At 31.0% G+C, this 15,754-nt stretch carries 13 protein-coding genes; 2 read left to right on the top strand and 11 right to left on the bottom strand.

The features are described from left to right. Nucleotides 1–6 precede the first annotated feature (6 nt). The gene (locus HMPREF3125_RS00070; protein ID WP_070451425.1) at nt 7–1,140 is read left to right on the top strand and encodes a toxic anion resistance protein; all 1,134 of its coding nucleotides are present in this window, start codon (nt 7–9) and stop codon (nt 1,138–1,140) included. Between the two features lie 76 nt (nt 1,141–1,216). On the opposite strand, the gene brnQ is transcribed toward HMPREF3125_RS00070, so the two are convergent. From brnQ to HMPREF3125_RS00045, 5 genes are all read right to left on the bottom strand, one after another. Continuing rightward, nucleotides 1,217–2,560, bottom strand: coding sequence for a branched-chain amino acid-like transporter carrier protein BrnQ3 (gene brnQ, locus HMPREF3125_RS00065; RefSeq protein WP_017636525.1), 1,344 nt, complete (start codon nt 2,558–2,560; stop codon nt 1,217–1,219). A gap of 126 nt (nt 2,561–2,686) precedes the next feature. Continuing rightward, the gene (locus HMPREF3125_RS00060; protein ID WP_070451185.1) at nt 2,687–4,576 is read right to left on the bottom strand and encodes a vWA domain-containing protein; all 1,890 of its coding nucleotides are present in this window, start codon (nt 4,574–4,576) and stop codon (nt 2,687–2,689) included. Between the two features lie 12 nt (nt 4,577–4,588). Further along, on the bottom strand, nt 4,589–5,380 hold the full coding sequence (locus HMPREF3125_RS00055) for an ATP-binding protein (protein WP_070451183.1): 792 nt from the start codon (nt 5,378–5,380) through the stop codon (nt 4,589–4,591). Between the two features lie 126 nt (nt 5,381–5,506). Next, nucleotides 5,507–5,710: a DUF6501 family protein gene (locus HMPREF3125_RS00050; RefSeq protein WP_002451189.1), complete on the bottom strand. Its 204-nt coding sequence runs from the start codon at nt 5,708–5,710 to the stop codon at nt 5,507–5,509. 31 nt (nt 5,711–5,741) lie between these two features. Beyond that, the gene (locus HMPREF3125_RS00045; protein ID WP_070451179.1) at nt 5,742–6,551 is read right to left on the bottom strand and encodes a VOC family protein; all 810 of its coding nucleotides are present in this window, start codon (nt 6,549–6,551) and stop codon (nt 5,742–5,744) included. A gap of 235 nt (nt 6,552–6,786) precedes the next feature. On the opposite strand from HMPREF3125_RS00045, the gene HMPREF3125_RS00040 reads away from it, so the two are divergent. Continuing rightward, entirely contained in the window at nt 6,787–6,957 is a 171-nt protein-coding gene (locus HMPREF3125_RS00040; protein ID WP_029055356.1) for a hypothetical protein, read from the top strand. A 99-nt stretch (nt 6,958–7,056) separates the two neighbouring features. On the opposite strand, the gene HMPREF3125_RS00035 is transcribed toward HMPREF3125_RS00040, so the two are convergent. The 6 genes from HMPREF3125_RS00035 to HMPREF3125_RS00010 form a co-directional block, all read right to left on the bottom strand. Further along, nucleotides 7,057–7,761, bottom strand: coding sequence for a hypothetical protein (locus HMPREF3125_RS00035; RefSeq protein ID WP_046466675.1), 705 nt, complete (start codon nt 7,759–7,761; stop codon nt 7,057–7,059). After that, the gene (locus HMPREF3125_RS00030) at nt 7,761–8,597 is read right to left on the bottom strand and encodes an ATP-binding cassette domain-containing protein (protein WP_070451176.1); all 837 of its coding nucleotides are present in this window, start codon (nt 8,595–8,597) and stop codon (nt 7,761–7,763) included. Before HMPREF3125_RS00030 ends, HMPREF3125_RS00035 begins: the two co-directional genes overlap by 1 nt. Before the next feature lie 156 nt (nt 8,598–8,753). Beyond that, on the bottom strand, nt 8,754–10,040 hold the full coding sequence (sucB, locus tag HMPREF3125_RS00025; RefSeq protein WP_029055355.1) for a dihydrolipoyllysine-residue succinyltransferase: 1,287 nt from the start codon (nt 10,038–10,040) through the stop codon (nt 8,754–8,756). 17 nt (nt 10,041–10,057) lie between these two features. Next, nucleotides 10,058–12,862, bottom strand: coding sequence for a 2-oxoglutarate dehydrogenase E1 component (locus tag HMPREF3125_RS00020; protein ID WP_017638000.1), 2,805 nt, complete (start codon nt 12,860–12,862; stop codon nt 10,058–10,060). A 235-nt stretch (nt 12,863–13,097) separates the two neighbouring features. Then, nucleotides 13,098–14,456: a HAMP domain-containing sensor histidine kinase gene (locus tag HMPREF3125_RS00015; protein WP_017638001.1), complete on the bottom strand. Its 1,359-nt coding sequence runs from the start codon at nt 14,454–14,456 to the stop codon at nt 13,098–13,100. Further along, nucleotides 14,453–15,112, bottom strand: coding sequence for a response regulator transcription factor (locus tag HMPREF3125_RS00010; RefSeq protein ID WP_070451174.1), 660 nt, complete (start codon nt 15,110–15,112; stop codon nt 14,453–14,455). The genes HMPREF3125_RS00015 and HMPREF3125_RS00010 overlap by 4 nt, the downstream gene beginning before the upstream one ends. Between the last annotated feature and the right edge of the window lie 642 nt (nt 15,113–15,754).

Raw genomic sequence — 15,754 nt, 5'->3', positions numbered from 1 at the left:
ATGGCTATGTCAAATGAACTAGAACGTGAGGCCTCACATCCTCTTGATCAGTATATTAATAATCAAACTGGGCAATCAAATACAGTTGTCGAAGATTTTGAACATCAATTTACTGAGAAAGACCAACAAAAAATCAATCAAATTAGCGAGCAAATTAAACCGCTAGATCATGATGGCTTATTATCATTTGGTACTAATTTACAACAAAATATGTCTCAATTCTCTCATCAAATGTTAGATGATGTTCAATCTAAAGACATGGGACCTGTCGGTGACTCATTAAATCAATTGATGAGTAAGTTAAAATCAGTTAATCCAAATGATTTAGACCCAAGCAAACAATCTAAATTAAAACGTATCTTTAGAAGAACTCAAGCCTCAATTAATGAAATATTTTCCAAAATGCAATCTGTTAGTTCTCAAATTGATCGTATAACAATTCAATTGGAAAAGCATAAAGGTAATTTAACAAAAGATATCGATTTATTAGATGGATTATATGACCAAAACAAACAATATTTTGATGAAGTAACGTTATATATTGCAGCTGCTCAACGTAAAAAACAAGAGATACGACAAACAACGATTCCCAATTTACAACATAAAGCAGAACAATCAGGTAATCAAATGGATATACAAGCAGTTGCAGATATGGAACAATTTGTGGATAGATTAGAAAAAAGAATTTATGATTTACAACTCTCAAGACAAATTGCAATACAAACTGCCCCACAAATTCGTATGATTCAAAATGTTAATCAGGCCTTAGCTGAAAAAATTCAAAGTTCGATTTTAACAAGTATTCCACTTTGGAAAAATCAAATGGCTATTGCCCTAACGCTCATGCGACAAAGAAATGCAGTATCTGCTCAACGCGCAGTCACTGATACTACTAATGATCTACTAACTCAAAATGCCGCGATGTTAAAACAAAATGCTATTGAAACAGCCACAGAAAATGAACGTGGTGTTGTAGATATTGAAACATTAAAACAAACTCAAAGTGATATTATTGATACAATCGAGCAAACATTGCAAATTCAGCATGATGGTCGACAAAAACGACAAGCTGCCGAAAAAGAACTATCAGGCTTAGAAAATGATTTAAAACAACATCTATTATCAATGAGAAAAGAATAGCACAAAGCATGATAAATAAAGAAGCCAGTAAAATGAGTCATTTTAAAACTCATTTTACTGGCTATTTTTCTATGATTTATTCTTTTTGATAGACGATAGGTTGTTGTTTAATAAATGCACCGATAATATATGCAATAATTGTTGTAATAACAGCAATTGGGAACCATTCTAATGAATAATCTTTTAACCAAAGATAATCCATAAAGTTAAGTTTTAACCACCCTTGTGTGTGAATTACACTTAAAATCGATACGATTGCAACTACTATAACAGTAATTTGTTGTGTAATTGGCTTTGTTGGAATAAATCTAGCTAATAATATTAATAAAACTACTGTAATCGCTACTGGATAGATGACACTAAGAACGGGTTGTGACATCGTAATCACTGCATTTAAACCTTGATTAGCAATAATAAAGCTAACAATTGTAAAGAACACAACATATGTCTTATAAGATATTTTAGGAATAATTCGATGGAAATATTCACTAACAGCTACAATTAATCCACATGCCGTTGTTAAGCAAGCTAATGCAACAATAATACCTAATAAATACTTACCAAATGTTCCGAAACCTGTTGATGCCATAGTAGTTAATAAATATGTACCTACATTTTGGTCTTTCGCGGCTAATGCTTTTAATTTTGCATCTGAGACATCGATATGATTTCCGATAAATCCAAGTGATATATAAATAAAAACTAATGCTACAGCTGCTATTAATCCAGCAATTAACGTTTGTTTGAAAATTTTATCTGCGTGATTAACACCAGTGGCTTTTATCGCATTAACTACAATCATAGAAAATGCTATTGCAGCAATAGCATCCATAGTTAAGTAACCTTGTGTAAAGCCTTGTGAAAAACTACCGATATTATTGTTAAACAGTTCTGTTTTCCCATGACTTGAAGAATGACTACTAAAATCAATAAACCCTTTAATAATCATAGCTAATATAGTAATTAATAATAAAGGTGTTAATAATGAACCTATACGATCAACCATTTTATTAGGATTGATACATAAATATAATACGATAATGAAATATATTAACGTAAAAATAAATAATGTTAGATTACCATGTGAATGTGCAATTGGAGTTATTGTCATCTCAAATGATGTTGATGCCGTACGAGGTATGGCAAACAAAGGTCCAATAGTTAAGTAAATAACAATTAAAAAAATAATTGAAAATATAGGTGAAATTTTATTAAATGCGCCAATATAACCTTGTTTATCAAGTGCACCAACCACGACGCCAAGTAAAGGCAATCCTATCCCAGTTAATGCAAAAGCGAGAATCGCAGGCCAGAAAAAGTGTCCACTATCTAAACCTAAATTCGTTGGGAAGATTAAATTACCTGCACCAAAGAACATAGCAAATAGCATGAACCCTACAATCCATGTATTCTTATTCATAATGCTGCTCCTTTATAATTAAATATGCAACATTAAATATTCTAGCATAAATATAATTTGTAAGTCTATATAATTTCAGAAAATTTAAACACTTACTTCATTTAAATTTCATAATTAGACAAATTTTTAAAAAGATTTAAGTAAGAGTTTTTTCAATAATGGAGATAATAAACTAGGAAGATGTTCTACACCTTCAACAAATATAGAATACTGACCATAGATATTATGAATCGTTTGTTCTATATCTTCTGTTATTGGCTCCTGACTTAAAAATACATTAAAGACTTCAATACCGTATTTTCTTGCATTTTCCACTGCTTCATAAGTATCTATAATACCATCTTGACTGTAATTATATGCAGAAGGTTCCCCATCTGAAAAGACAATTAAAAATCGTTGGTTATGACTGCGTCGAATCAGTCTATCGCTAGCAACGCGTATGGCTACACCATCACGATTATCATCTTGTGGTTCTAGTGCCATAATACGAGGACCATCTTTTTTCATTGTAGAATAGTCATAATGAATGATTTCATCAAAAATATTGGGTTGCTTAGAATCATCAGAGTCGAAAGCATCCTCATTAAATGCAAGTATCTCATGTTTAACATTTAATTCTCGTAATGTTTCATGGAAAAGTACAACGCCTTTTATCGTTTCATCCATTTTGTCATGCATGCTTGCAGAAGCATCAATTAATAAAGTGAACGTTGCATCAAACGATTGACTTAAGTCCTGTTTTTTATAAAATAATTTGTATTGATCATCTATAAACCAATTAATTAAGTCTTTTTGTAGTCGACCTTTAGTTAAATTATGACGTTCATCTTGATGTTCTCTTTCGATTGTCTTTTTAATAATTTTTATTAAATCTTTAATTTCAAATTGAACATCATGTTTGACGTCTTCATATAATTGAAGATATTCAGGTAAAATATCAGGGACTTTCCACTCAATTTCGACATTTTGATTGATACCTTCTAATGCGAATGCACTATTTTGTCCAATAAACCCGCCTTCTTCACGGTCTAATGTATTTTGTGACCCTTTCCCTTTTTTGGTCATCATGTCTGTCATATCATCAGACGAGTCGCCTTCTCTAGCAGTATCATTATCTGCCATAACATCACTATTTTCACCTTCATGAAGTTCCATTTCTAAATAAGCGCCACCTTCAGATTGACTGTCTGCAGATTTAGTTTCAGCTTCTGCCGTAACTGCATCAGTATCTTCTTGCGTTTGATCGTGGCCATCAGTATTTGCTGCATCTGTACGTTTCAAATCTTCGAATGTTTCAGCTTGAATATCTTCGTATAAATTTTTAGGAATATAATAATATTCGTTTAACATATCTTCTTTTAGTAAGTCGTCAACTTGATATAATATACGTTCTGCTAAATACATATTGTCTTCTGAAGATTTGTTTTGGAAAAAATTAGGTAAATATTGATACATATTTACTAATACATCATCGAATTTAGGGTGAATTGATGGAACATCATAGAAATTTTGCTTTATAAAAGCGTGTTCTAAATATAAAAATAATAAGTCTGTATATAGTGTTTTTGTTTTGTATACATTAATTTGTGATTCAGTAAATGTGAGTCTAGTTTTCAAGCGTAAATCAATATATTTTGCTGTGCTTGGTCGCATAGTTTTGATTTCATTAAAAATACGCATATCTTCCAATAATTTGAATAATTGTTGGAAAAATTTAGGATGATTAAATTCATCGTTATGAAGTACTTCATTAGTAATATCTACATCCATCATATAATATCCATAAGCAGCTAACATAACATCCGTTTTTAGACCTGCTTCTTCAACGGGTTTTGAGCGATGAGACCAAAACCAACTAGTAATTAATGTATTGTTAAATGGATTATAAAAAGGGAATTTTTGAATTTTGACTTGCGTTTGTTCATTTTTTAAAAGTAAACGTGCTAAGTCTTGCAACATCATAACTTGTTTAGCATCTAATTGTTCATCGTTAAATTTTATGAAACGGTCGCTCATAATAATCCCTCTCTAAAAGTTAAGTTCTATTGCGTTAATAATTGCTTGTTGTTCTCTTTCATCTTCAAGTTTATCGATGATTGTACGTTTGATGGCACGTTCAATTGGCATTACTGTAATTAAATCACTTAAGTCAATGAGGGCACGAATACTTGCTGCTTCTTCAGAGATTTGACCTTGTTTTGACATTATGCGTAGATCTTCATTGAACTTAATAATTTGTTTGATGATGGCATCATCTTGTAAACGACTTTGCTCTTTAATAACGTTGCTAAGAATGTCTCCATCAATATAATCAACTTGGATAACTACGAAACGGTTTTTAAGTGCTTCGTTCATCGGTAATGTACCGACATAGCCTTCATTAATTGCTGCAATAACGTTGAATCCAGGTTTAGCTTGAATCACTTCACCTGTAAATGGATTCGTAATTCGACGACGATAGTCTAATACACCATTAAGAATTGGTAATGTTTCAGGTTTAGCCATGTTAATTTCATCAATATATAGAATATGGCCTTCTTTCATTGCTTTGATTACTGGTCCATCTATAAATACTATTTCTTGATGACCTTGTTCGTTAGTTTTAATTGTTTTAAAGCCTAATAAACTTTCAGCATCTAAATCAACTGAACAGTTAACTTGATACATTGGTGTATCTACAACTTCACTTAATGTTTCGGCAAGTTTAGTTTTACCAGAACCTGTAGGCCCTTTTAATAATATATTTTTATTTAAATCAAATAGTGCTTTCGCATCGTTAAATACGGAAACATCTGAGTTTTTATATTGTGATTGTGCCATTATTTGCATGCTCCTTTTTAATATGAAAAAGACTAAGACATGTGGGTTGTACTTTCCAATTGTCTTAGTCTTGTTGACTATTGTTTTATCTACTTTTAGTAAAGTTAACTTTAAAATATTAGGAAATTAAACTTCTTTAAAGTATGTTTTATAATAGCCACCAACTAAACCAGAATTATCAATGATTTGATAATATTCTTCTGTTTCATTTATTACATCATATTGCTTACCAACAGTTAACATATCAGATACAGTAAATTTTTTAGCATCTGTATTCGTAACCTCAACTTTTTTAATTGGTGTGCGTTCTTTCCACGTTTCATGTAACATCTATTGTTCCCTACCTTTATGAATATTTAAATTATTTATCTAGTGTGTATATAAAAGAAATACCACTATTTTCCGTGATTCTTAATGATTCGGAATCATCTTGTTGTAATGTTTGATATGGAATGCCAATTTCTTTTAAAGTTTGTTTAGCATTTTCAAAATCAGCTTTACTATTTGTTGAAAATTCAACCTGTTCTATCATTTCATTTTCTTGATTAGTAATTTCGTTCTCTGCTTCATACAAATGAAGCTCGCCTCCAAGTCCACCTTCACCTATTTTAAATACTTGAATGGCTTGAGTAGCTTCTTCAGAAGGAAGATATTCAGCAAATATATGTAAACCAAATACTTTATTAAGAATTGAAGCTGTAATAGATAATTCATTCACTTTAAGAATAACAGGTCCTAAACCTTGAATTTGATGTAATGGATTTACAGTACTTTCAAATGATGGCATACCTAAAGGGACACCTGTATTATGTTCGTTAGAATAGATATCAAACAATTGTTGGTTATGATCCTCAAAGTTAAAATGCATATTACCATTGAGTTCAGTAATTGAGCTAAAAGATATTTGATGTTGATTTAATATATCTTGATATTCATCCAAACCAGAATCTGACGGTGTTCTTAATCCTACACTATCTATATGTGAATTTTGATAGTCATTGTTTGGAACTTCAACAAAATGTATACGTGTTCCTGGATTTAAATCAGCATCGCCAAATCTTAATGCGTTGTCGCCTTTCTCAGATGAATTTAAACCTAATATATTTTCGAATAATTCTTTCGTTTTAGATAAGTCACTTGTACCTAACGTGACGCTTCTAATTCCGCTCATCTACTGACACCCCTAATCATTTATCTTTACTCTATTATTATAACGTATTTTAACCATGATTTATATGATGAACTCTATTAGAAAATAACTTGAAACGTGTATAAAATTCAAAATATTCACCAAGTGTAAAGTTGTTTGTAATTAATTTTTCATATTTGAACAAAAATTCATTTTGGTATTATCGAGAAAGTATATTAAAATGTAAATATAGAGATTAGTGAAGGAGGCATATCATATGTCCAGTATGTGGATTATATTTGCAATTACTGTATTAATTGCTGTTTATTCAGGTATACAAGTTTTTACAAATTTACAAAATAAACAAAAACCAAGTTTTAAATATTTTCTAATTGCTTTTGTTGTGTTTCTTATTTTAGCAATTATTGAAGTCTTCATGCTTTATTAAAATATAATTATAAAACGTCCTAATCTTTGAATGATGTTAATAGCGACATAGTAAGCTATGCTTTTAACAGTTAAATTCAAACAGTATTAGGACGTTCTTTTATAGATACTCGGTTTTAGAGAAAATATAATAAAGTAAGGTAGAGCTTAAAATAATATATATCACAAACCATATATTTAATAATAAAAAATCAGTTGATAAAATTTCAGTTAAGGATAGTTGATAATATTGTATAACATCACCAATTGGTGGGATTATCCATAAAATGAATTTTGATATTGGATAATGTTGAATTACTGTTTGTCTTAATATTGATAATAAAACAATCAATATTAAAAGTAACCAACTATATCTTTTTGATAATATGTTTTGAGTATTAATAACGGCTCCAATGATCATTCCTATAATTATGACAAGTATATGTAGATAAAGACCTAAAAATAATTTGGATATTGTTAGATGTTCAGAAAAACTGTGCAATATTATTGGATATATTATAGAAAACAAAATCAGTGGAATCATAATAATAAAACTGAATATCAATTTGTTAGTTAGATACTTTAATTTAGATTGATTTTGAATAAATAGTAATTGTCTTTCAGTATTTGACTCTAATTTAAAATTATTAATAGTTAACCAAGCGGCAACTGGTAACAATATGATAGTGGCTGAAGCGTATGCTGAAAGTACAGGTTGCCCACTATATACATATAACAGAATAATCCAAACGATAAATAATGCATAAGGAGGAATATAGGTATAAGATCGTATCAATTTCTTAAATTGATAATTGAACATTGTCATTAAATGTCACTCTCCTCTTTTACCTTTTTAATTGGAAAGCCAGCTTTGATTAATTCCAAAAGTATTGCATTCATTTGTTTATCTTCAATTTTAATATTGAAAATATCATCTTTATCATTTTCTAGTGTTGTTAATTTGAATTGTTGAGCGATTTCACTATAGAATTGCTTGAATTTTAATTCATCACTTGCTTGAATAGTTATAATTTTATAATGATATTGTTTGTCACTAAGCTTTGTTAATTGATTGGTCTCGATATTGTAAATATGAGTGATAATATTGTTATGAATATGCGCTTCGTGTGAAGTTAAAATAATTGTTGCAGTATGTTTTAATTTATTCAATATATGAATTAAATAGTTTAGAGAACTATCATCTAGTCCATTAAAAGGCTCATCTAAAATGTATACATCTGCTTCCGCTAATAAACATTGTAATATATTAACCTTTTGTTGAGTTCCCTTTGAACAATCTTTAATTTTTTGATTTAAAAATGGAGTTAATTGAAATTTATCTAATGCAGTATTAAGAAATGAGTCATTTTTGTTTAAGTTATATGTATGAATCAGATATTTAATATATTCAGCTATCGTTAAATTAAGATAAGGAGGAAATGCATCTGGAACATAACTCACAGTACCATTAACATTAATTGATCCAGTTGAAGGTTTTAAAAGTTGGGCAATCATTTTCAAAGTAATACTTTTGCCTGTTCCATTATGTCCTTGTATAAGCGTAATCGTATGTTGAGGGATAGACATAGATATCCCCTTTATTATTTCTTTATGATTTATCGTTTTATATATTTTATCCGCAACAATAGCATCTGTATTCATCATTTTCACCTTATCATTCATTACTTAATTTCATTATTAAAATCATATTATCATTCAACATTTAAAAGTGATATACAACTATAGTATTAATTATAAAAAAACAACGGAGAAACGAATCCCCGTTGTTTTTATTTTATTCAATTTACGAATATAAAATTAAGATTCTAATAATAAATCTTCAGGATTTTCAATTAATTCTTTAATTGTTTTTAGGAATCCTACTGCTTCTTTACCATCGATGATTCTGTGGTCATAACTTAAAGCAATGTACATCATTGGACGATTTTCAATTGTATCTTTATCGATTGCAATTGGACGTGTAATGATTGAGTGCATACCTAAAATTGCAGCTTGGCTACCATTAATAATTGGTGTACTCATCATTGAACCGAAGATACCACCATTAGTAATAGTAAATGAACCGTTAACCATATCGTCTAAGCCTAATTTTTTGTCGCGTGCTTTAACAGCTAAGTTTGCGATTTCTTCTTCGATTTCAGCGAAGTTTTTCTTATCACAATCTCTTACGAATGGTACTAGTAATCCATCTTCAGTAGAAACGGCAATACCAATATCATAGTATTGTTTAGTAATCATGTCTTCGCCATCAATTTCAGCGTTAACTTCAGGATATTTTTTAAGTGCAGCTACTGCAGCTTTAGTGAAGAATGACATGAAACCTAATTTAGTACCATCGTGATCTTTAATGAATTGTTCTTTCTTACGTTTACGTAAATCCATAACGTTAGTCATATCAACTTCATTGAAAGTTGTTAACATTGCTGTGTTATTAGATACTTCTAATAATTTTTTAGCAGCTGTTTTCTTTCTGCGTGACATTTTTTCACGAATAACTGGTTTAGATGGTTTGTCGCTTGATTTTTTAGCTTCATTACCAGAAGGTTTGTTATCACTTTGTGATGATTGTTGTTGGTTTTGATTGTTATTAATATCTTCTTTTCTTACAACGTCGTTTGATTTTCCAGCCACTTCGTTTAAGTCAACGCCATTTGCACGTGCATGACGACGCGCTGAAGGTGTTGCTTTAACAAATTGGTTATTAGATGAATCATCTTGTGATTGATCAGATGATTGATTATTATCATTTGATTGTTGAGTTGTTTCTTTAGCTTGTTGATCGTCTTTATTAGTTTCATCATTATTTTGTGGAGTTTGATTATCTGATGAACCACTTGATGCATTACCACTACCTTCACCAACAACTGCGATAGCTTGACCTACTTCAACTGTGTCGCCTTCGTTAGCAAGTTGTTCTGATAATACACCTGCTTCTTCTGATACAACTTCTACGTTAACTTTATCTGTTTCTAATTCAAGAATAGCTTCACCTTTATCTACGCTATCTCCAACATTTTTTAACCACTCTGCAATGGTACCTTCTGTAATTGATTCTGCTAATTCTGGAACTTTAACCTCTGGCATTTTAAATTTCCCCCTATTTATTTAGTAATGCTACTTTCAATAATATTATTTTGAACAAGTTTGTGGATTTCACCGTCACCTTCAGCTGGTGCTGCCCTTTGGATTCTTCCATGATAACTTAAATTATATTTATCGCCAACAAGTGATTTAAGGTATGGATAAACGAATAACCATGCACCTTGGTTTTTAGGTTCTTCTTGTACCCAAGACACTGTCTCAAGGTTTGGTAATTCATCGAAAATAGCTTTAATTTCATCTTCTGGGAATGGATATAATCTTTCGACAGCTACAAGTAATACAGACTCATCTGGATTTTTAGCTAAATATTCTTTTAAGTCTATAAATACTTTACCTGACGCTAAAATAACTTTTTTCACTTTATTTGCATCATATTCTTCAGCAAGAACTGGTTGGAAACCACCAGATGTAAACTCATTAATTGGTTTAGCCACTGTTTTATTACGTAATAAACTTTTAGGTGACATTACAATCAATGGTCTCATTTCTTCAGAATCTAAACTTGCTGCTTGTGCACGTAATAAATGGAAGTAGTTACTTGCACTAGATAAATTAACTACAGTACTGTTATTTTCAGCTGCAAGTTGTAAAAATCTTTCAAGTCGTGCTGATGAATGTTCTGGACCTTGTCCTTCATAAGAATGTGGTAAGAACAATGTTAAACCTGAACGTTCGCCCCATTTTGCACGCGCACTTGATAAGAAGTTATCAAACATCATTTGAGCCATGTTTGAGAAGTCCCCGTATTGTGCTTCCCAAATATTAAAGCTACCTTTATTTTCAACATTATAACCATATTCGAAACCTACAACTGCTGCTTCTGATAATGGTGAATTATGAATGTCGAATGTCGCTTTTTGGTCAGGTACATGATGTAACGGAGTATATGTGTCCCCATTTTCTTCATCGTGTAGTACCGCATGACGGTGACTGAATGTACCTCTTTCACTATCTTGACCAGTTAATCGAATTGACGTTCCATCTTGTAAAATTGTAGCAAAAGCAAGTTGTTCAGCTTGAGCCCAATCAACTAAGCCATCTTCTTTTTCAAATGGTTCTCTACGTTTTTCAAGAACTTTATTTAGTTTTTTCAGAACGTTGAAACCTTCAGGATAAGTTAACATTGCATCATTGATTTCTTTTAAGTGATCGAATGAGAATTCTTTATCATCACTTTGCAATGGTTGTTGTAATGCCTCAGGTTTTTCCATATCTGGATTATCCATTTTATCTGATTTGTCGATTTTGTCATGCGCTGCACGCATTTCTTTTTGAACGTTATCAATGATTTGATTCATTTCGTCTTCACTGATAATGCCTTCTTCGACTAATTTCTTACCATAAACAAGTTCTACAGAATCATGCTTGCGGATATTATGATATGGTAATGGATTTGTGATAGAAGGTTCATCCATTTCATTATGTCCATAACGTCTGTAACCAACTAAATCAATAACGACATCTTTGTGGAATTCTTTACGGAATTCCATTGCAATATCAATCGCCTCAATTGTTGCTTCTACGTCATCAGCATTGACATGTAAAATTGGCACGTCATAGCCTTTTGCAACGTCAGTAGAATATGTTGTTGAGCGACCATCTGTTGGTTCAGTAGTGAAACCAATTCTATTATTTGTAACGATGTGCAATGAACCACCTGTAGAATAACCTTCAAGATCTCCTAAGTTCATTGTTTCAAAGTTAATACCTTGACCTGGATATGCAGCATCACCATGAATAATAATTGGCATCGCTCTATGGAAGTCAGTTTGTGGTGCACCGGCTTGTTGAGTATTATCTTGGGCAGCACGCGTACGACCTTCAACAACGGGTGCTACAATTTCCAAATGACTTGGATTATTTGCTAGAGCAATTCGTTGTTCAATACCGTATGAGTCAGTTGTTTTAATACCGCCTAAGTGATATTTAACATCGCCTGTCCAACCAGCTGTTAGTTCTAAACTACCGTCTTCTGGTAAGAACTTCATTGGATCAGTATGCATGAATTCTGAAATCATCATTTCATAAGGTTTTTCTAAAACGTGAGTCAATACATTTAATCGACCACGGTGTGCCATACCAATTTGAATATTAGTAATACCTTCTTCACCAGCACGAGTGATTGTTTGTTGTAACATTGGAACTAACGTATCAACACCTTCGATTGAAAAACGTTTAGCACCTACAAAGTTTTTGTGTAGATATTTTTCGAATCCTTCTACATGAGCTAATTTGTTAAATAATTCTGTTTTTTGTTGATTATTTAATGTAGCTTTGTAAGGTGTTTCGATACGGCGTTTTAACCATACACGCTCTTTATTATTATTAATATGCGTGTATTCAAACGCAATTGGTCCTTTGTATCTTTTTTCCATACGAACAATGGCTTCATAAGCATTATCGTAAATATCAGTAAAATGTTCTGATACGATTCCAGCTGAAATGTTTTCCAAAGTGGCTTGGTCTAAATCGAAATCTTCTATTTCTAATTTAGGAATATGTTTACGCTCTGGAGGATTGACTGGATAAATATCTGCTTTTAAATGTCCGTATTGTCTAATATTATCGATTAATCTCATGACACGTTTAATTGTGCTGTCACCAGATTGTGAACCACCGCCATTTGCGGCTGGTTTAGCCTCGATATGAGCTTCCCCTGTTTGAATTGTACTAAATAGGACTTGTAAATCTTCGGGTACTGATGAAGGATCTTGTAGATAATCATCATATAAATCTAGCATTAACCCTAGATTTGCGCCGAAGTTTACAGGTGCCTCTGTAACTTCTCTCTTGTCCTTTGTCATATTCCACCCTCCACAAAAATGTTGAAACGCTTACAACACAATAATAGCATTATTTCAAATTTTGTTAAAGTGGATTTACCTATTATTGTAAAAAAACAGAACCAAGATAATTTTGGTTCTGAATTAATTGAAATATATGAATTGATTGGGTGAACGGTTGCTTAATATACATTTTGAATTTAAATAGTTAAATATAAGAATCAATGATATAAAGTCAACGTTTAATGATTTGTTTTTAGAAGATAATTCTAAAGGTTGTAAATTGATTGACTTCACTTTCGACTTGAATGAATCCACCATTTAATTGAACAATTTTATCAGCAATTGATAAGCCTAAGCCATTACCACCTTGACTACGTGCACGTGATTTATCAACACGGTAGAAACGGTCGAATATAAATTCTAAATCTTGTTTAGGAATACCAAGACCATGGTCAGTGATTTCAATACTCGTTTGTTTATTTTTTAATTGAGTGCGTATTTGGATATATTTATTTTCATTATCATATTTCATCGCATTATCAATAAAAATTAAAATGAGTTGCTCAAATTGATGTCGATTCATTTGAAGTTTAATCGGCTTCTCATCTAAATCGATATCGAAAGTATAATCAGGATGTAATTGTTTTAAAGATTTAACTCTAGATAATATTTCAGAATTAATATCTACAAGTTCTTCTTGAGATTGTCCGCTATTTACATTATCTTTTGTTAATAAAAGTAATTCTTCTACAAGTTTAGTAATACGATTCATTTCTTCAAGTGAAATATTAAGAGATTCTTCTAATACTGCAGGATCTTTTTTCCCCCATCTTTGAATCAAGTTTAAATGACCTTGGATAATTTGTAGTGGCGTTCTAAGTTCATGAGACGCATCTTCCACAAATTGACGTTGCTGATTAAAAGATTCTTCAATATGAAACATCATTTCATTAAATGTGCATATTAGATTATCTGTTTCTTCGTAATTGGTAGTTAGTTCTAGTTTGTTTTGGAAGCCATCACGTCGAATTTGATTCATCTTATTAGACATTGTGACAATTGGTTTTGTAATTTGAGATGAGAAAATGTAACTCACCATAGCTGTGACAAATGTCGCAATTAAACCAAATGCTATTGCAACAATATATAAAGATTGAACAAGATGTTCATAACTTTCTAATGAATGAACCAATATACTATAACCATCGAACTTTTTGGAATGAATGCGTTCGGTGATGACTAAGTAGTCAACGCCTTTATAATTAACGACTTTTACACGTTCTGGATGTGATAGTCCTACATTTGAAGGTATTGTAGGTAAATTTTCACTAGTTGTTTGAAGTAATTTTTTACCTTTATCATCAAATATAGACACTTCTTGAAAATTCTCTAGTGACGCGTTTAAGTCTAGTGCAGATATATCTTCTGGTGGCTTAGAGTGTAATAAATTGATAATGTCATTGGAACTTTTCTCTGCTTCATCTAATTCACTATTATGTAGTGCTTCTTTCAGAAAAAAGATGATGATTAAACAAAATAGAACAATTGTGACAAACGTAATTAAAGTTGTAATTAACATCCATTTGTATTTGAGTTTTCGTTGTTTCATCATCGTATCACGTACCCAACACCGCGAACGGTTTCAATCACTTTATCTTTACCAAAAGGTTTGAGTTTATTTCTTAAATACCTGATATAAACATCTACTACATTGGTTTCAACTTCAAAATTATAACCCCAAACATGATCTAATATTTGTTCACGTTGTAATACGTGATTTCTATTTTCTGCCAGGATATAAAATAAATCATATTCAGTTTTAGTTAAGTCGAGTTGTGTACCATCAACTGTTACTTCGAATGCTTCTTTATCTAAAACAATACCATTAATATTAATAGTATCCTTTTGAGGTTGGCGTCGCAGAATTGCTCTAATACGAGCAAGTAATTCTTCAATATCAAATGGTTTAACAATATAATCATCGGCGCCATAATCCAGTCCAGCGACTTTATCATAAGTATCACTTTTAGCTGTAATAATAATTATAGGTATGGTTTGTTCTTGACGAATTTGTCTACATATCTCAAGTCCATTAATGTTTGGTAACATCAAATCTAAGATAATAAGATCATATGTTTTATTTAGTGCTTTTTCGAGACCAGTGGCACCATCATTTTCAATATCAACTTGATAATTTTCATGTGTTAATTCAAGTTCGATAAACCGAGCTAAATTTTGTTCATCTTCTACTAATAAAATATTTGTCATTTTTGCACCTCTTAATATGACTATATATGTTTGAAATAAATATTTTGTATGTTATAAATATGTATCATAAATTAATAAATATGTAAAAGTTAATGTGATTATTTTTGTTTATGTCAAAGTGGCCTCATTTCAATGTCTTTTGTTATTAAGTAAAATATAAAAGTATTGTTTATACATCCTACTTTAAAACGTAATAATCTTAGGTAAATTGAAAGAGTTCAACGCATTATTATGTATTGTCATAACGAGTTATGTTGTTAACTAAATTTTATCATACTTTCAATGGTGTTATTATCAGTATTGAGAACTATTTTTGTAGGGATATTTAAGCAAAAATGCTTTGGTTGAGGGATTTCTTAATCCTTTTAATAATAAATCATAAAATTTTCAGGATTCTAATTGACAACGATTCTCAGTCGTGTATAATAATATTTGAAAATGATTATCAATACCAAAAAGAACTTTCCCCCCACATATATTTCGTTCTTATGTATTGGTCATTTTTATAATCCCCTTTTATATGCCCGTAAAAGACTAACGTTGGAAACGACGTTCAAATAAAGTAGTAAACCTTTAGACACTTGAGGTTTACTACTTTTTTTTACTCCCTCTTACGAATTGATTCGTTAGAGGGAGTTATGC

The sequence above is a fragment of the Staphylococcus sp. HMSC13A10 genome (genome assembly GCF_001808005.1).
Classification (GTDB): domain Bacteria; phylum Bacillota; class Bacilli; order Staphylococcales; family Staphylococcaceae; genus Staphylococcus; species Staphylococcus pasteuri.
Note: the sequence above shows the minus strand (reverse complement) of the source record. Positions and strands in the feature narration are given on the sequence as shown.